The sequence below is a fragment of the Blautia sp. An249 genome (genome assembly GCF_002159835.1).
Lineage (GTDB): Bacteria > Bacillota > Clostridia > Lachnospirales > Lachnospiraceae > Blautia_A > Blautia_A avistercoris.
Map to the genome: position 1 here is coordinate 371441 of NZ_NFJL01000002.1, position 17141 is coordinate 388581.

Annotated in this window: 16 protein-coding genes and 2 pseudogenes; 3 read left to right on the forward strand and 15 right to left on the reverse strand. The window is 49.4% G+C overall.

The features are described 5' to 3' along the window. Nucleotides 1-24: 24 nt before the first annotated feature. From B5F53_RS03715 to B5F53_RS03790, 15 genes and pseudogenes are all read right to left on the reverse strand, one after another. A pseudogene (locus tag B5F53_RS03715) lies at nucleotides 25-1289 on the reverse strand (site-specific DNA-methyltransferase). Further along, complete coding sequence (locus B5F53_RS03720; RefSeq protein ID WP_087219932.1) at nucleotides 1290-1871, reverse strand: P27 family phage terminase small subunit; 582 nt, start codon at nucleotides 1869-1871, stop codon at nucleotides 1290-1292. 116 nt (nucleotides 1872-1987) lie between these two features. Beyond that, nucleotides 1988-2335: an HNH endonuclease gene (locus B5F53_RS03725; protein WP_087219936.1), complete on the reverse strand. Its 348-nt coding sequence runs from the start codon at nucleotides 2333-2335 to the stop codon at nucleotides 1988-1990. A 162-nt stretch (nucleotides 2336-2497) separates the two neighbouring features. Next, nucleotides 2498-2926, reverse strand: coding sequence for an RNA polymerase subunit sigma-70 (locus B5F53_RS03730; RefSeq protein WP_087219939.1), 429 nt, complete (start codon nucleotides 2924-2926; stop codon nucleotides 2498-2500). Nucleotides 2927-3146: 220 nt separating this feature from the next. Beyond that, nucleotides 3147-4214, reverse strand: coding sequence for a DEAD/DEAH box helicase (locus B5F53_RS03740; protein ID WP_330396142.1), 1068 nt, complete (start codon nucleotides 4212-4214; stop codon nucleotides 3147-3149). Next, the gene (locus tag B5F53_RS03745; RefSeq protein WP_242970231.1) at nucleotides 4124-6478 is read right to left on the reverse strand and encodes a phage/plasmid primase, P4 family; all 2355 of its coding nucleotides are present in this window, start codon (nucleotides 6476-6478) and stop codon (nucleotides 4124-4126) included. Before B5F53_RS03745 ends, B5F53_RS03740 begins: the two co-directional genes overlap by 91 nt. Nucleotides 6479-6586: 108 nt before the next feature. Beyond that, nucleotides 6587-6805, reverse strand: coding sequence for a hypothetical protein (locus B5F53_RS03750; RefSeq protein ID WP_242970232.1), 219 nt, complete (start codon nucleotides 6803-6805; stop codon nucleotides 6587-6589). 4 nt (nucleotides 6806-6809) lie between these two features. Further along, on the reverse strand, nucleotides 6810-7232 hold the full coding sequence (locus tag B5F53_RS03755) for a DUF7768 domain-containing protein (RefSeq protein ID WP_087219945.1): 423 nt from the start codon (nucleotides 7230-7232) through the stop codon (nucleotides 6810-6812). Nucleotides 7233-7318: 86 nt separating this feature from the next. Continuing rightward, a pseudogene (locus B5F53_RS03760) lies at nucleotides 7319-9290 on the reverse strand (DNA polymerase). A 63-nt stretch (nucleotides 9291-9353) separates the two neighbouring features. After that, complete coding sequence (locus B5F53_RS03765; RefSeq protein ID WP_087219948.1) at nucleotides 9354-9545, reverse strand: hypothetical protein; 192 nt, start codon at nucleotides 9543-9545, stop codon at nucleotides 9354-9356. A gap of 18 nt (nucleotides 9546-9563) precedes the next feature. Then, nucleotides 9564-10136, reverse strand: a complete 573-nt coding sequence (locus B5F53_RS03770; protein ID WP_087219952.1) for a DUF2815 family protein — start codon at nucleotides 10134-10136, stop codon at nucleotides 9564-9566. Further along, on the reverse strand, nucleotides 10129-11268 hold the full coding sequence (locus tag B5F53_RS03775; RefSeq protein ID WP_087219955.1) for a DUF2800 domain-containing protein: 1140 nt from the start codon (nucleotides 11266-11268) through the stop codon (nucleotides 10129-10131). Before B5F53_RS03775 ends, B5F53_RS03770 begins: the two co-directional genes overlap by 8 nt. Beyond that, the gene (locus B5F53_RS03780; RefSeq protein ID WP_087219958.1) at nucleotides 11258-11590 is read right to left on the reverse strand and encodes a DNA ligase; all 333 of its coding nucleotides are present in this window, start codon (nucleotides 11588-11590) and stop codon (nucleotides 11258-11260) included. Before B5F53_RS03780 ends, B5F53_RS03775 begins: the two co-directional genes overlap by 11 nt. A gap of 298 nt (nucleotides 11591-11888) precedes the next feature. Continuing rightward, complete coding sequence (locus tag B5F53_RS03785; RefSeq protein ID WP_087219961.1) at nucleotides 11889-12401, reverse strand: hypothetical protein; 513 nt, start codon at nucleotides 12399-12401, stop codon at nucleotides 11889-11891. 410 nt (nucleotides 12402-12811) lie between these two features. Further along, complete coding sequence (locus B5F53_RS03790) at nucleotides 12812-14686, reverse strand: ImmA/IrrE family metallo-endopeptidase (protein WP_087219964.1); 1875 nt, start codon at nucleotides 14684-14686, stop codon at nucleotides 12812-12814. A gap of 199 nt (nucleotides 14687-14885) precedes the next feature. On the opposite strand from B5F53_RS03790, the gene B5F53_RS03795 reads away from it, so the two are divergent. Genes B5F53_RS03795 through B5F53_RS03805 form a run of 3 tightly spaced genes read left to right on the forward strand, consistent with a single transcriptional unit; the run spans nucleotide 14886 to nucleotide 17139 of the window. Continuing rightward, a complete protein-coding gene (locus tag B5F53_RS03795; RefSeq protein ID WP_087220082.1) occupies nucleotides 14886-15107 on the forward strand; it encodes a helix-turn-helix domain-containing protein in 222 nt (73 codons plus the stop codon). An 11-nt stretch (nucleotides 15108-15118) separates the two neighbouring features. After that, nucleotides 15119-16243, forward strand: coding sequence for a three-Cys-motif partner protein TcmP (gene tcmP / locus B5F53_RS03800; RefSeq protein ID WP_087219967.1), 1125 nt, complete (start codon nucleotides 15119-15121; stop codon nucleotides 16241-16243). 35 nt (nucleotides 16244-16278) lie between these two features. Continuing rightward, nucleotides 16279-17139: a three-Cys-motif partner protein TcmP gene (locus B5F53_RS03805; protein ID WP_087219970.1), complete on the forward strand. Its 861-nt coding sequence runs from the start codon at nucleotides 16279-16281 to the stop codon at nucleotides 17137-17139. Nucleotides 17140-17141: the final 2 nt, after the last annotated feature.

Below are 17141 nucleotides of genomic sequence, written 5' to 3' on the forward strand. Positions count from 1 at the left end.
AAGAATTCGAGCGGAAATTGTGTACTATACACTTGCCGTAGGAGATGTCTCGACTTCCTTTGCCAGAGCTGAATAAAGGATCTTTTCGCTGTTTCTTATTACATACACATTTTCCGTATCGCCGGTATTCTCCACATAGCGGCGAAGGATGACAGAGGCGTATTTTGGATCAAGCTCCATCATGTAGCAGATACGGTTCAGCTGCTCGCAGGCCATCAGTGTGGAGCCGGAGCCGCCGAAGGTATAATAACGACAGAATTCTCCTGAGTGGAGTTCTGAATAGGATAGCACAGAAGGTCGAGTGGCTTTGAGGTCGGGTGATCCTTATTGCGCTTTGGCTTATCGTAGTTCCAGATGGTGGTTTGCTTGCGGTCGGAGTACCACGGGTGTTTGCCGTTTTGTAAGAAACCGTAGAGCACAGGCTCATGCTGCCATTGGTAATCGGAGCGACCGAGTACGAGACTGTTCTTTACCCAGATGCATACACCAGCGAGATGGAAACCTGCGTCGATGAATGCTTTTCTGAAAGTGAGCCCTTCAGTATCTGCATGGAAGCAGTAAGCAGCTCCACCTTTTTCGAGGTGCTCAGCCATGTTCTTAAAAGCAGCCAGCAGGAAATTATAAAATTCCTCGCCCTTGAGAGAGTCGTTTTGGATCGCAAGGCCGTCTGAGGCTTTAAAGGATACGCCGTAGGGTGGATCGGTCAGAACAAGATTTGCTTTCTTGCCGTCCATGAGTTTCTCCACATCTTCTGGCGAGGTGGCATCTCCACACATGACTTTATGCTTGCCGACCGTCCAGATGTCGCCGAGCTCCACGAAGGAAGCTTTCTCAAGAGCAGCAGTGAGGTCAAAGTCATCATCAGCGATATTTTTTTCATTCCCTGTGCCGAGCAGCTTATCCAGCTCACCGGCATCAAAGCCGAGGAGCGAGAGGTCAAAGGACTGATCCTGCAGGTCAGATAATTCGACCGACAGCATTTCCTCATCCCAGCCTGCGTTTAGTGCCAATTGATTGTCCGCAAGGATATATGCACGTTTCTGTGCTTCCGTCAGGTTTTCAGCAAAGACGCAGGGTACGGTTTCATAACCTTCCTCGCGGGCAGCCGTGATGCGGCCGTGACCGACGAGAATGTTATAATCTGAGTCAATAACAGCAGGGCTCACAAAGCCGAATTCCCGGAGAGAGGCGCGCAGCTGTGCGATCTGTTCTTTACTATGCGTCCTGGAATTTCGGGCATAGGGCACCAGCTTATCAATGGGTACCTGTTCTAATTTTTGTGTGTTCATTTACATATTCCTCCTGCTTCGAAGCAGCTGTTCCATTACGCTGTCCTGCGGGCTGCCCTCAAAAGGCTCGGTGCAGTTTTGCTTCACAATATCGTAGATCTCATACCAGAGCAGGTTGGCCTGCTTCTGAAAATTCATCAAAAGCTGTGTAAAAGGACTTGCAATTGCAGCGCCGGTAGTCGGGTGCTTTCCGAGCATACCGTATTTGCTGACCGCTTCCGAGCACTGAATATATCGGGCAAAGGCCTCAGAATAGCTTTCAAGCAGGCGCTTGTTTACCAGTCTTTCGCAGCCGCGCTCCTTGAGCCACAGCCATGTTTCCTTATAGATTTCATCTGCGCCAAGGGGCTTACCGTCCTTCTGCAGAGAAGAAAGATAGTCGTCCGGACTTGGCATATCCATGCCTTCCAGCTCTACACCGTCACCGATTTCGTCAACATCGAAGTCGGTCATGTCATTGGTGAAGTCCGGCAACTCCATGCGTTTTGCAGGTGCGCCTTTCATAATTTTGTCGGCGAGGGCGTCTGGCTTGGAGCCAGCTTTGATACGCCGCCCGCCGCGATAGGTTCCGTCTTTCGCCATGTTAATCACTTCCATTTCTATGGTGCAGGGTTTAATACCCTGTTTGAATTGCAATTTTTGCGTAAAAGACCCCGCGCCGTTTTCCGGGCAAAAGGGTCGTAGAGATTTTGACCGCCCTACCGGTCGCCACGCTCGCGGTGAATCTTCTCGTGACACGAACGACAAAGACTCATGAGGTTGGACTCGTCATTCGATCCTCCCTCGGAAAGAGGCACGATGTGGTGGACTTCTTCAACCGTGACATAGCGTCCGTCTTTTAAGCACTGCTCACAAAGCGGGTGCTTGTGGACATATCTGTCTCGGATTCGTTTCCAAGCTCTGCCGTAGCGTTTGCCGGGAGAGTAGCCGCGCTGGAACTTCTCGTAGTGCTGTTCCATAACCTTGGCATGCTCCTCACAATAAACGCCGTCCGTAAGATGTGGGCAGCCGGGATAGCGGCACGGTCGTTGTGGTTTTCTTGGCATAAGCCGTGCCTCCTTTCAGGGCATAAAGAAAGCCCTGCAGGACAAACCCGCAAGGCTTGTGTGCTGCGCGTGCAGCAGTTCCTTTATTCTTTTCGCTGATTATATACTATCATAAAGGGCGGGTGGGCATCTTAGGACAAAGCAGGACATTTCGGGCGCATTTCAAATTACAATAGGATCATCAGGGAGCGTCATATGCAGAAGTGCTTTTCCATGCCAGCGCCTGATGGTGCGGGCATCTGCACAAAGCTCCATGCCGATCTGCTCCCACGTAAGACCGTGGATGTACCGGTATTTCAAAACCATGCGCTCGTCGGTATCAGGAACTGCCTCAATGACCTCTCGTATCTGTTTCTTAAGGTCTGATAGCTTTTCCAGCTCATCGGCGATTTTCTTTTCCAGTGTCCACAGCTTCTCAAGCGTTCGGACAAATGGTGCTTCCGTATTTCGGGAAGTCTGTACGCGGTCTTTATCATATTGGATGGCCGACACATTTCCTGCCATCTCACGCAGGTTTTGTGCTTCTATCGTGTCGGACTTGATTCTCTGGTCAAGGCGGTAGGCCTGATGGAGATATTCTTTTACTGTCATAAGGACTTCGCCTCCTCTCGTAGTTTGTATATAAGGTACTCGCCGTCTACGTTCGTTAGGGCTGCGTACCAGCTGGATCGAAAGAAACGTTCACACTCCATTGCATCCGATAGGGCGGCTTGATTACTGGGCTTCTTTTTCAGGCGCTTTAGGGCATTTCGGTAATCTTTCACTGTCTGCAGCACGATGGTATTCACGAGATTTTCATATGGATCAGTCATCACACCACCTTAAGATCTGCCTTGACCGCGTCAATCAGTGCGGTCTGTGTCATTTCTTTCCTGGATAGCGCCTTTACGATCCTTTCGTCAATCGTGCCCTTGGTAATAATGTGCTGGATTACCACGGTGCCGGATTCTTGACCTTGCCGCCAGAGACGGGCGTTTGTCTGTTGATATAATTCCAGAGACCATGTAAGACCGAACCACACAAGGGTGGAACCTCCGGCCTGAAGGTTCAAACCGTGACCGGCAGAGGCCGGATGGATGACTGCTACAGGAATCTTTCCCGCATTCCAGTCGGCAATATCGCGGCTGGTCTTAATCTCACGGACGTAGAAGCGCTTCTTGATTCGGCTAAGGTCATGTCGGAACCAATAGGCTACAAGGAGTGGCTTTTCATTAGAAGCCTCAATGATGTCCTCCAAAGCGTCCAGCTTCCTACCGTGAAACTCAATGACCTCCCCGGTGTCGGCATAAATGGCACCGTTTGCAAGCTGTGCGAGCTTGCCTGTAAGCGATGCGGCATTTGCTGCGGTCACTTCACCGTCGGGGAGTTGTAATATGAGCTCCTGCTTCAAATCTTCATAACGGCTGCGCTCAGATTCGGAAAGCTGCACGTCATATTCTGTTGAAACCAGCTCCGGCATTTTCAGGTGGTCGGTAGATTTCATGGAAATCGTGATATCCGAGATCCTCTGATAGATGGCATCCTCTGCATAGGGCAGCGGCTTGTAGGAATAGATAATCTCGCCGTTTCGTTTGTCCGGCATGAAGCAATTTGTCCGATACTGCGTAATAAAGCGTCCGAGACGTTCGCCCATATCCAGCACTTTAAACTCTGCCCACAAATCCATGAGACCATTTGAAGAAGGAGTGCCGGTCAGGCCAATCATCCGGTGAATCCGTGGCCGTACTTTCATCAGCGACTTGAAGCGTTTTGATTTATGATTCTTGAAGGAGGACAACTCGTCGATAATCACCATGTCGAAGTCAAAGGAAAAGCCGGATTCTTCAATGAGCCACTGCAGATTCTCACGGTTGATGATCGTGATGTCTGCGCCCTGCATAAGTGCAGCTTTTCTTCCTCTGCGTCGCCCACCTCATGAATCTTTAATCCCTTGAAATAGCGCTTTCGATTCAGTGTCAGCCGTTCAAATCCGGCTTTCTCCAGCGCAAAGTAAAAGTCTGCCGTGCTGCGCACATACTCATTGCAGTCCAGCGAGTAGTTGCGGTATGCCTGATAGAGTGCAGAGGAACTCTCTTTGAAGGACTCATCCACATCGCACTTCTCGTCCAGAAAATGTCCGAACCAATCGTTCTGGCTTCGATATTCATTGATGGCCTTTGCCACGCAGTCCGGTACGGGAATCTGGTAGTCCAGTGCAATGACTTTTTTGGCACCTTCGATGATCCATGCCAGAATGCTTTCCCCGGCATTTTCATACAGGTACTCACCGTAATTTTTGATGTCGGCCTTGCCCTCAATCTTGGCATTGAAAGGGATCACGATAAGCCTGCGCCAGATACCGTCATCAGAGGCGGAGACGCGAGGAAGGTGGTTCGTATACAGCACCAGTGTATGGCAGGGCTTGAAGGAGAACGGATCTTTATACTTTTTCTCCGCACACACATCATCCGTAGAGCAGAGCTGCTTGACGGTGGAGTCGTTGAGCCTTGCGCCTTCCTGCATTTCTGCAGCAATCAGCAGGCGTTTGCCTTTGACCTCGGCCATTTCCGGCTTGATGTTCCTGCGGCAGCCGACTGTCAGGGTGTCTGCGGATATATTTCCACTGTAGAGTCCCAGAACACGGGAGATGGCATTCCAGAAGGTAGATTTGCCGTTGCGTCCATCACCATATGCGATGATGAGCGCATCTACAAAAACTTTTCCGATAGAAGCAAGACCGCAGATCATCTGTACATAGTCGATCAGCTGTTGATCTTTCTGAAAAATCAGATCCAGATTATCCTGCCAGAGCTGCGCTCCCTTACTGCCGGGCGATACGGACGTGATTTTCGTAATAAAGTCATCTGCAGAATGTTCGCGGGCTCCGGACATGCCTTTTCTGAGGTCATAGGTTGCCTCCGGTGTGCAGAGTAGAAAGCAGTCCGCGTCCAGATCTCTCGGAGAGATTTCCAGCATCGGATGCGTCTCCTTAAGGGTAGATGTAATATTCTTAGAGTCGCGCCTGCGAACGGCAAAGTTTTGATAGGCCTTTGCGGCAAGGAACTCCTGATAAACTTCCATCTGTTCATCGCTCATCAACTGTTCCGCTTTGGCCTTGGATGTGTTATCAAGGATTTCCTGTGCACCACAGCTTTTGAGTTTCTGCAGAGCCTCCATCATATTTCGATTGGCTTCTGCGAGCTGCCTACGGGTGAGCTCATGCGCGACGGCCTGTGCACCGGGCTCTGTTTCCTGCCAGTAGTGATCGCTGTATCGGATAAAATGGGTGGCCGGTGAGTAGCGCAGCTCGTTTGCAAAATACTTCGAGAGAACTTCAGCCTGTCCCACATCGGAAAAGTCCTCCGGCTTATAGCTGTTCTCGTCGTTATAAACTTCCGGAGGAACATAACCGTCCTCACGACTGATCTTGGAATAAAAACGCTGGGCACTGTGCCAAATGGTATTTAGCTCGCTGTTATCCAGAGGGGGTACGCAGGTTGCGGCTTTTTCCAGAAAACTCTGGTATGCTTTTTCCGTATCGCCGTATTTCTTTATGACGATACCGGACATGGTAGCGTTACGGCTTCCTTCCGAGATTACGACGTCCATTTCATGCCCGCCGGGCAGGTCTGCATCGAACTCGTCGTCGTTTAAAAATTCTGTGAGGTTCATGCGACTGGGATAGAGTTCCACATTCGGTTCCTGCGTTCCGAAGAAGAAACGGGCAGCATCCAGTGCTTTCGTATCGAAATAAGGGAAGATGGAATTGACCAGTTTCTTCATATCGCTATAAAGGGTGGCATCTGTCACCCGCTCAATGGGAAAAAGCACATGGAACTTTGGCCTCGCCGGTTTACCGTTTTTCTCGCGCTGATTAAAACGGCTGTAATGGATAGCGAGGCTCACTCCGGGAAATGCCTCCAGCACGTCTGCCGGTGTGATCCAGTCTTTCGGATCTTCCGAATGATCATTATCACAATCCACGGGAAGGCAGTCTGCGGAGAGGAAATTGTCGCTATTGCGATAGTGATTCTTGTACTCCGCGCACACATAGTCGTGACTGACTGCAGCTCTCATACTGTTTGCGTCCATGACAACGGTCTTATGCGGATAAGAGCAGTTTCCGGGATTGCCGATGAAATCAGCGCTATACAGGGTAAACATCAGTCGTACACCTCCTCCGATTCTTCCTCCAGCACCTTCGTGATAAATTTCAGAGCGCGGATTATGTTTTCCAGTTCGCAGTCGCCGCCAAGGGTGACTTTAAAGCCATCAGCCAAATCTGTCCATAAAAGGCGTGACATGGATATCTGTGCTACCTTCGTCGGAAATGCGGAAATAGGTACGTCCGCCGTGACCGGTGTCGCCACCTTTGTATCCGGTCGTTCCTGCTTCTACCTGAAGGACATTAGCGCTTAACACATCGCGGGTGTAGGTTGTAATCTTGGTGCCATCGAAAAGCTCTCTGCGATTTTCTTTAATTTCATACATAGCGTTAAACCTCCTGACATTCTTCTGTAAAATAGCGCAAGTGATAGTTCTTCCACTTGGCGCGTTTGATTTCTGCTTCCATACCGGATGAGATGCGGCTACCGAACACCCAGACCTCGGCGCATTTGCTCATAAGGGCATTTCCGAAGAAAAGACCAAGCTCACGTTCTTCCGGATTGTCATCATCAAGGAACTGTGGAAATAGCAGATGCGGCGCGATAGGGATATATCCTTTGTCCACGGCAAAGCGGCTGTAGCGTTTGGCATTAGCTATGTTTTCTTCCACATCTCCGGAAAACGGAGAGCAGATGTAGACGATAGGCCGGAAAGCACGAAGGGACTGCTTTTCATTTGCAGCAATCCGGGAGAGCGCTTCACCTGCAGTTGGGTCAGGATAGCCTTCGCTGTTGCGATAATCGTTGCTCACTAAAAAGTCCTCCTTTCCGGGCAGACTTAAAGGCGTCCACCTCCAATTTCCACTGGAGATGAACGCCTGATTTGAGCGGACGATTTTTAATCTTTTTTGTAGAAAGGCGTGACGTAACCGTCTGCACGGAGCTTCAGGCCCTTTGCCCACTGCGGAGTCCTGCTCATCTGTTCACAGAGAACGTCGAGAGACATGCGAGGGTCTGCTTCGATAACCAGTTCGTCATGGATATGCATGACGATGGAGCAGCAGCGCAGCGTTTTCATAGCATAGCAAAGAATGTCGCGGGAGGTAGCCTGCACGATGTTTTCCACAAATTTCGGCCCGTATGAATCGAGCCGTTCCCATTTTTTGTGCTGCCGATTCCCTCATAAGTGATACACTCGCCGCCGAATTTATTGGTACCGACCTTCGGCTTTACATAGGAGAGGTTCCGTCCGGAAGGCAGCGTGATAAAGAGCATCCCGGAGCGGCAGGAGAAGGTAAGTCCATAGCTGCTGGTTGTATGTTTATACTTCACAGCCTCCATAACAGCGCGGTCGACATCCCACCAGAATTTCACGATGTTGGGGTTAGTCTGCCGCCATGCATCCACCAGCGGAGGAAGCTCATCTTCGGAAAGTCCCATCTCAATAGCGCCCATTGCCTTTAAGGCACCGACCGAGCCGCCGTAGCCGAGCGCGAGTTCCGCAATTTTGCCTTTTTGGCGCAGGTGTCCGTTAATGCCATGCTTCTCAACCGGAACATGGAACATCTGACTGGCGCTGGCGCAGTAGATATCACCTCCGGTTTCAAAGACTTTTTGACGCCATGTCTCACCGGCATACCAAGCAATGACTCTTGCTTCGATGGCGCTGAAGTCGGAAACATAAAACTGCGTACCGTCCTTCGGGATGAATGCTGTCCGGATCAGCTGGGAGAGGGTGTCCGGGACATCTTCATATAAGAGTTTCACGGCATCGAAGTTGCCGGACTTCACAAGAGCACGGGCATCGGCCAGATCCGGGAGATGGTTTTGAGGGAGGTTTTGTAATTGTATAAGTCTGCCTGTCCAGCGTCCGGTACGATTGGCTCCGTAAAATGCAAACATGCCGCGAGCCCTGCCGTCATCACAGACCGCTCGCTCCATCGTCTGGTATTTTTTGACGGAGGATTTGGCAAGCTGCTCTCTGAGATCCAGAACGGTCTGAAGCTCTGGAGGAGCGGTTTTAATAAGCTCTGCCACGACTTTTTTCCCAAGGCTGTCAGTTTCGAGACCGTTGTCAGAAAGCCACTGTTTCATTTGCTGGACGGAGTTTGGATTATCAAGTGCTGTCATATCTTTCATGGCAGCAGTCAGTTCTGACCGGGAGCGTGAGTCCATTTCGATGGCTTCCTTTACAAGATCCATGTCGAGCCGGACACCTCTGTCGTTGATTTCCTGATCGATGTGAGATTCATCCCAAACCGCCTCCGCTACAGGGAATTTGGCAAGACGATCTTTAATGCCGATCTCGGTTTCCACATCACGGATGTTATATTTTTTGAAGGCTTCCCACTTGTCCGGTGCATGGAAGGGGTGGTTTCTCATGCGACCGCCGTTTGCCTTTGTCGGAGCACAGGGCACAGAGAAGTATTTGATCAGATCTTTCCCTTCCGTGAGCTTCTGCTTTTCAAGACCGAGTACGGCACCGACGCCTTCCAGTGAAAGCGGCAGTCCCATTGTGGCCGCCCATATCATAGAGCAGCGCCAGCTTTCCGGATTTAAGAAGCGCGCGCATTCGGTCGAGAGAGGGTGATTATCATGAAAGGGATCAAGGCTAACTCCAAGATCACGGAGATACCGGGATAAACACACCCGTTCAAAATTTGCATTGAAAGCCCATTTGATGACAGTATTATCCGTCAGGGCTTCTATGATTTTCTGCGGCAGGCGTTCTCCCTGTGCAAGATCAATAACCGTCACATCGGAGCCATCGGCGCTGTAGCTGAAAAGGAGTACTTCAAAATCCGGCGACTCGGCATATTTATAAACACCGCACTTGGATAGGTTTCAATATCAATACTGAGTGTTTGCATAGATTTTCACCTCAATTCAAACAAGCGGCTTAAGAACGCTCCTAAGCCGCCTGCGATACTGGATTATTTCAGGGCTTCCATACGTTTGATATGGTATTCGTCGTCCTGCGCGGCTTTTTTCTCTTCGCGTTTCTCACGCTTGAAGTCGTTGATCACCGTCTGGATGGCGACCACTGCCCAAGACAGAACTACGATGCAGAAGCACCCGATCAGGATGTTGCAGAGGAGGGATGAAATCATGACTGTGCTTTCCATAGTTTTGCGCTCCTTTCCTTAGTTAAGAAAATCTTCATCGTCATCAGTGGCAAAGTCGGACTCAGCGCTTGCTTTGCCGCCGAGAGGCTCGCCGTCGCGGATCTTCTGCAGATTGTTGAGTCCGCAGGCGATTCCCTTATTGCCGGAAGAGTTGAAAGCATAAAACGTAATGCTGGCTCTGCCGTACACGCCGCTATACACTTCGGAGCGGGTGAGAATCGGATTCAGGTCTGCGTCCACAATGCCGGGAGTAGAAGTTGCATTGGCGTTGACGAAGTAGGCATTCCTGTATGCTTCGTCATCCGGACGTTCTGCATCGCCGTCACGCAGAGGTGTCTTAAGGACGGAAAGCGCTGGTACCGACTTGCCGTTGCCCTTGAGTTTGGCCTCGCCCTCCTTGTAGGCAGCTTCAATGGCAGCCTTGATCTTGGCGATGGTCTTTGTGTCGGATTTCGGGATGATAAGGCTTACGCTGTACTTGGGAGTGCCGCCGTTGATGGCCTTCGGTTCCCAGACGTTTGCGTAGCTCCAGCGGGTGCTGGCACCGGTGATAACCTTCATGGGATTGCTGATTTTTACATTTTTACTCATTGTCGTTTTCCTCCATAAAATCATTTTTTGCTGTGTTCATGGCCGAGCGCTTGTCGCTATCCGGCACAAGTGTGGGTTTGCCCTGTGGCTTTTCGATATAGGCCGTCAGGAGTTCATCAAAGCGAGACTTGCCGAGGAGCTTCTGCATGGCGGTAATGCCGAGCAGCTTCTTCTCATATGGGTCAAAGCCTGCTTTCTCGACCGCGTCGATGACAGCGGCCTCGTTGCTGTATCTGCGGTTGCTGCGTCCTTCGACGAGCTTAAAGCCTGACCATTCCTTACCGGAGAGAGCCTGTTGCAGGGCGTATTCCTTGATATCGGAAGCCCAACTGACCAGCTCATCTACCTTGCCGAGGATGACTTCAATCTCGGTATCCGTAAGCAATGGCGGGAGCTTGAAATCGTGCTGCGCGAGCTTCAGATTCGCCTCGGCTCTGGCACGACACTCATTTTTAGCCTTGCAGAAGCCACACCATTCACCGCAGAGGAAGTTCCCTTCACCGGCAAAGGCCAGTTCTGCGGTGGGTTTTAAGACTTCATCTGCCCAGCGGTACAGGTCGTCCTTGCTGATTTCGTAAGTGCTGACATTCTGACGTCTCGGCTGATAGATGGTCATGGAAACCTGATCGATGTCGTAAATGTCATCGAAAAGCTCAAGAGCGCCGAGGGCATAACACTGCATCTGCGGATTCTCCTCAGCTGAGACCAGTACTCCAAGGCCGTGCTTGTAGTCGATCACCCGAAGCGTGCCGTCCGCGATGATGATGCAGTCGGCGGTACCGAAGCCATGTTCTACCCAGCGGGAGAAGTCCACACGCTGCTCGATAAGAACTACCGGATCGGTACAAGTTTCCTTGGCTGCTTCGACCTGCTCCAGCACGTATTCGGCATAGCCGCTGGTGCAGTCATCCATCTCTTCGGAATACCATGTGAGGCTTTCAGTCGGATCTTCTGAGGGAAGTCCCAGCGCGGATTTCAGCTTGTACTCACCGAGCGCATGAGCGTCGGTGCCTTCTGCAGCGTAGTCGCTTCCTTTGTCCTCATAGGCTTCGCAGAGCCTCGCTGACGGAGGGCAGTGCAGCCACCTGTCGGAGCTGGATGCGGATAGGAACGCGTGTGCTTTAGCTGTCATCGCCTATCACCTCCGCGTCCTGAAGCAGGGCTTCATAGTTTGCCGGATCGATCTCCGAGAGCTTCGCGGCACCGTACTTTTTAAGCAGGGCTCGTATCTCTGCGGTATGACCGGCACGGGACTTCTCAGCAAGGACAGCTCTTACGTCCTCCAGCTTGAGTTGTGGTTTTGTTTCCTTCTTAACTGGTGCCTTCGTGGGTTCCGGTGTAGAATTGTTGTCGCCGGAAAACTGCTGGTAGAGCCAGTCGGCTACGGCATTAATAGAAGCAGCAGCGCTTTTGAGTTCTTCGATGGTCTCGTGCATTTCTGCCATCTTTGACATTTTCTTTTCCTCCTTCCTCGGATTGGCTTGCGGCAAGGAGTGAGAGATTCCTTGCCAGTCTGGCGGATACGTGGCTGATGGAGTTCAGGAGTTTGATCTCCTCGTTCACGTTGCCGCCGGTGTCTGCGTAACTGCGGTACATCATGTGTTCACCTCGCTTTCTGAAGGCTGTGTTCTCTTGCCTTCACCTTCCACTGGAGATGAACTGCCGATTTGAGCGGAGGGTTTTATAAAAAAATTCCGACCACCATCTGAAAAGGGACAATGGTCGGAAAGGGTGTGGTTCGTGATCTTGGTATTACTTATCGCCGGTAATCTTGCGCAGGTCGGTGCGATACTTCTTCATCTGATCCGCGAAAGTCTTCTGCGGGCGACCGAGTTCTCTGGCGATGGCGCGGTCGGAGATGCCCTCCGGGTGATCCTTCCAAAGTTGGATAATGGTATCGGCCTCCGGGTCAAGCTCGCGCAGTCTGGCCAAGAGCTGCTCCAGCAGCATGCGGTCGGCGATGACTTTTTCCATCGGTTTGCTGAAGTCAGGAATATAGTCGCCCAGGGTGCCATTGCCATCAGGGAGAGGCTGATCCAGAGAAGTGATGTCACCCGCCGCGTGATATTCGCATCCGATACAGTCACCGTCGCATTTCCAGATGAAGCGGTAAGGGCACATGCACCTCCCGTGATTCTGCTCTTTGTGGCGGATACGATCTGCTTCCTTATAGAAGGAGTCGTGCTGTTCTTTGGTGACCGGTACCTTCTCGCCGGTGCTGCGAACGTAGATGAAATAGGTCTTCTGATTGTCATTGTTTTGCATAATGAAAGCCCTCCTTCGGCTTTTGCCGAAATGGAGAGCTCCAGACATGCAAAACCAGACCACAGGCGTGAGGGCATACCGAAGGATTGCTCCATTTCGGCTGCACCTCACTTCCGGTGATCGGTACAGTATTTGATTGTCATCGGTAGTCACGTGGAACCGGAAACACCCCTGCGCAGATGGTTCCCACGTGCTAATTACATTTTAGTCAGGAGAGAGAAAAACCAGAAAACTCGACGAGTCGCAGAAATGCCTTAAAACAGGCGTTTTTACGATTCTTGAATAGGGTACAGATTTTGTGAAAAGACGGCGATGATAAGGAATATAGGCATAAAAAAGTCCGACTCAGCGAGTCGGGAAAATTAAAAAAAACGCACCTACATGACGGAAGTGCGGTAAATTAGGTCTGCTTACAGGCGTTGTTTGGAGCCGAGTGGCTCATAATTGTATGATTCAAGAAACTCGTTTGCATCATCAATGGACATCCCAGAGAAACCGGTGATGCAGTATTTTAATGCTTGGTGCTCGTCAGATTCATCAAATGCATGTCCAGCAAGTTGCAACAGCTTTTCTGTTGTTCCGATATCAAGGTCAAGTCCTCTGCCTATAGCGACAATCGTTCTCAGACTTGGCTTTGTGTCGATGTTCTTCTCGGCCTTTCGGTACACCTCTTCGCCGAGACAGGTCAAAGAACAGAAATGCGATTTGCTAAGTCCGCGAGATTGCACAATCTCAAAAATGACCTCCCAGCAGGTTTTATTCACACCTGTTATCTTTCTGGCGGCACTCTGGCGCTCGAATTCTTCGCGCTTTTTTTGCAGCGCTTCGGACATCTGAACAGCGGAGGCACTTTGCTTGGAATCATATTTTGATGCTTTGCGCTCTCCGGTTTCACGGTGAAACAGCTCGAATGGGAAGTGTTTTTTTGCCTCATCTGCTCGCAGGGGCTGCCATGTAAATTGCAGGGTGCATTCATTCAGATTTGCCCATGCATAATCAGTAAGGGTCGGCTTGCCTTCATTGTTACGCTCGATGTATTGCTCGTCGTTGATAACAAAGTATCCGTCCACATACCGGAAAAGACCAGAATCAACAAGGTTGCGGAATTCGCTGCTGGTGCGATAGGCATAGAACGCATCACGCTGGTCTAAGTATCCGTGGTATGGAGATTCTTCGTCATACTGGTAGATGATAGCAGCGTCTTTGTAGCCGGTTTCCATCATACGGATCAATACTGATTGACGGGACACACCATAGAATTCGCGCAGCTCCTCGGCAACGGAAGTGAGAATAGCTGGTTTTATAGGACTATTTTCATAATCGTATGCCTGTAGAAGCTCATCTACTTTCATTCGAAAAGTACGATATGGCATGAGAATACGAGGAGCCATATTGTTTGCCTGCCACTCCATACGTTGGATATCAGACCACTCCTCATCTTTCTGAGGGTATGCCATATTGGAAGGACAGCGGCATGCAACGAAGTCCTGACCATAGAGAACGTGTTTTATCGCTGCATACATTCGGTGCTTATACCAGTGATAGACTTCATGGGCGATTGTGTTTTTGACGCACCCAAGATTCCGCTTCCAGAAGGTGTAGGCATCTACCAAAATGGTGCCGCGCTTTACATCGATTGTTGTTTCTGAAACCTTAAAAAGATCATAGATGGTTGCCTTCCCAGCAGTGAAGTATATTTCTCCAAAAACACTGAAATCATCGGTGATCCGATTGCCTTGGATAATTTCAAGTCCCATATCTTTTGCAATATCAGCAATAGGGACGGCCATTGGCTTTTCCAGTGCTTCCGGGAAATATTGCTGGAGAAAAGTTGTGGCTTCATCATCCAAATCCTTTTTGTATAAGATCGGAACTATGTTCTTCGAGACGGCATGACCATCCGTTTTGCGAGGTTGGCCAGAGGTGTACCCGGAGATATTCATAACAGTAACAGATTCGAGCTTATCGGTTACGACCGCCACACAGGAAAAGACGAGCCATTGACTTGTTTCGTGCGATGCTGTGCCTTTGTATGTATCTTCGGTCAGATTTATTGTGCAGCCTACGACCGCGTCAAACAAAAGGCTGTCTTCATCTATTCGGATATTCTTTGTATATTCGAGGATCATGTCCTCAAGCATGGCAGAATCCGGATTCTGAATTCTGGTGTAAGATAAATTCAGAGCATAAGGATGCTCTGCAATGTATGTATAAGCTGCCTCCCACATGGGGCGGTAGCACACAGTATATATAAACTGCTCGATCTCGTTGTTATACGTTCCCACGGCAAGCAGACTCCCTTTCTTGGACACAAAATTTGAGGATACAAGCACAGTATAACACAAATCCGCTGAATTTTCAATAGGAACAAAAGAAAATTCTTGCGAACGTGAAGAAATACTCTTGATTTTTCAAAGGCTCTGTGCTATACTGTGGAAGTACAGTGACAAAAATTACGTTTTTGAAAATCGAGAGGTGACTACCGTGGGAGTTAGTTATAAAAAATTGTGGAAAATATTGATTGACAAAGACATGAAGAAGAAAGACTTGCAGGCAGCTGCCGGGATAAGCTGGGCTTCGGTAACCAAGCTCTCGAAGGGAGAGACAGTAAGCATGGAAGTTCTAATGAAAGTGTGTAAAACGCTGAATTGTGATATTGGGGACATCATGGAGCTAATCCCTACAAAAGATAATGAAACTACTTGAGGAGTGATATGATGTCCGGCAGGAAAAAGAGCATAATCAGTAAAGCAAGTCCTCATACGATCAAGAAATTTGAGTTGATTGAGGAATATATAAAATCGTGGGCACAGAAGTTGCTGCTGACTGGGTCTTGCAATGGGCTGATCTTTATAGACTGCATGTGCAACAGTGGTGTATACACCGACGATGCCGGGCAGTTGGTGAAAGGTACAGCAGTACGCGTCTCAGAAGCACTTAGGGAAGCATCAAGAACCTATACTGAGAAAAATATACACATTTACTTAAATGACAAGGATAAAGCGCGCGTAGATGAGTTGAAAAAGCATCTTCCACAGGATGAGCGCAATTTTAAGATTGTAACGTCCTACAGTGATGCGCACGAGCTACTCCGAACTATCGGGCCGCAGTTATATGGAACCGGGCACCTGCATTATTTCCTGCTCTACGATCCGTATGATGCGACCATCGACTGGGAAGCACTTCTGCCGTTTTTCCGAAACTGGGGTGAAGTTATGATTAATCACATGGTTTCAGATCCGGTGCGGGCGATTACAAGCGCTAAGAAGAAAACGACAAAGGCAAAGTATGAGAACACTTATCTGGAAGACTTTGAGAAGCTGGTGCCTTACGGAAGCGACAAGAAGGCCTATGAGGCCAGAGTGGAGGAAATCATAAATTCACTGAAAGGAGCTCGCAGATACTATGTATCGGCATTTCCGTTCTATAACACGCAGAATTCGCTCGTCTACAATCTGATTCACTGCACGAGCAACAAAGAGGGCTTTAAGCTCTACAAGAAGAGTGCTTGGAAAGTTTTTGGTGCTCAGTCCTCTACAAAACATTCGGTTGAGAATAGGCAGTTGTCATTTAACCTTTTCGGAGAGATCACAGAGGTAGAAGATGAAAGCTGTTTGCATGTTATCGATATTGCGAAATATCTGCAGCGCTGTCTGAAAGGCCGCAAGCAAGTGCCTCTTGATGAGATGTGGGAACTTTTGGATAACCATCCGATTTTTCCGTCAGAGGGATTTCGTAATGATATAAAGAGTGATCTTACGGATTTCTTTGACGCGAAGATCGAGCAGATTGTGAATCCTGAGACAGGAAAAAAGGAAACAGTGATCTCTTTCTCTTCATGAGACAGAGTTTCAGATATATGAGGTGATTGGAATATATGACAACGTCACAGAAATTTGGTGGCAATTGGACAGAAGAGAAGCTCAATATCTTCACGAGATATCTGGACGCGTACCTGATTGCACTGCAAAACCAGAAGTTCAAAAAGATTTATATTGACGCCTTTGCCGGGACGGGAGAAATCGAAACCAGCGACGGTGGGCAGTATCTTGCGGGCTCCGCTAAGCGTGCACTGGCGTCTGAGAAGAAGTTCGATCACTACTATTTTATAGAAGCGGATTCTCAGAAGGCAGGAGAACTTCAAGACATGATAAACTCCGAGTTTCCGCAGATGAGGCGTAGTGTTACGATTTTTTGTGGCGATGCAAATGATAAACTCGCAGGGATTATTAGTAGCGTAGATTGGAGATTTAACAGAGGCTTGCTGTTCTTAGATCCATATGCGACGCAGGTACATTGGACGACGCTTGAAAATGTAGCACAGACTAAATCGATAGATGTATGGTACCTGTTTCCGTTCTCCGCACTTGAACGGATGCTGCCCAAAAACGGAAAGTACGATAAATGGGAAGATTGCATAGATCGATTGCTTGGAGATTCCGGATGGCGAGAGGAATTCTATAAGAAAGATCCTCAGATGACGCTTTTTGACCTATTCCCGGAGCCCGGACAGAGCGATGGCGAGCGGATGGTTAAAGACGCAAATCCAGATCACATAAAGGAGTATATCCTTTCTCGGCTTGGGACAATCTTTCCATGTGTGTCAAAGCATGCACGGATTTTCAGGAACAGCAGGAACTCGCCGATGTTCCTATTCTGCTTTGCCATTGCGAGTGAAAGCCCGAAAGCGCAGGACCTTGCACTGCGGATGGCAGACTACATATTGAAGAACAAGTAGGC

Bases quoted from the DNA above. Each gene is read 5' to 3' on its own strand.
- B5F53_RS03750 (WP_242970232.1), bottom strand. From the start codon at position 6,805: ATGTATGAAATTAAAGAAAATCGCAGAGAGCTTTTCGATGGCACCAAG.
- B5F53_RS03805 (WP_087219970.1), top strand. From the start codon at position 16,279: ATGACAACGTCACAGAAATTTGGTGGCAATTGGACAGAAGAGAAGCTC.
- B5F53_RS03745 (WP_242970231.1), bottom strand. From the start codon at position 6,478: ATGTTTACCCTGTATAGCGCTGATTTCATCGGCAATCCCGGAAACTGC.
- tcmP (WP_087219967.1), top strand. From the start codon at position 15,119: ATGTCCGGCAGGAAAAAGAGCATAATCAGTAAAGCAAGTCCTCATACG.
- B5F53_RS03740 (WP_330396142.1), bottom strand. From the start codon at position 4,214: ATGCAGGGCGCAGACATCACGATCATCAACCGTGAGAATCTGCAGTGG.
- B5F53_RS03785 (WP_087219961.1), bottom strand. From the start codon at position 12,401: ATGCAAAACAATGACAATCAGAAGACCTATTTCATCTACGTTCGCAGC.
- B5F53_RS03775 (WP_087219955.1), bottom strand. From the start codon at position 11,268: ATGACAGCTAAAGCACACGCGTTCCTATCCGCATCCAGCTCCGACAGG.
- B5F53_RS03720 (WP_087219932.1), bottom strand. From the start codon at position 1,871: ATGGCGAAAGACGGAACCTATCGCGGCGGGCGGCGTATCAAAGCTGGC.
- B5F53_RS03730 (WP_087219939.1), bottom strand. From the start codon at position 2,926: ATGACAGTAAAAGAATATCTCCATCAGGCCTACCGCCTTGACCAGAGA.
- B5F53_RS03765 (WP_087219948.1), bottom strand. From the start codon at position 9,545: ATGGAAAGCACAGTCATGATTTCATCCCTCCTCTGCAACATCCTGATC.
- B5F53_RS03770 (WP_087219952.1), bottom strand. From the start codon at position 10,136: ATGAGTAAAAATGTAAAAATCAGCAATCCCATGAAGGTTATCACCGGT.
- B5F53_RS03725 (WP_087219936.1), bottom strand. From the start codon at position 2,335: ATGCCAAGAAAACCACAACGACCGTGCCGCTATCCCGGCTGCCCACAT.
- B5F53_RS03780 (WP_087219958.1), bottom strand. From the start codon at position 11,590: ATGTCAAAGATGGCAGAAATGCACGAGACCATCGAAGAACTCAAAAGC.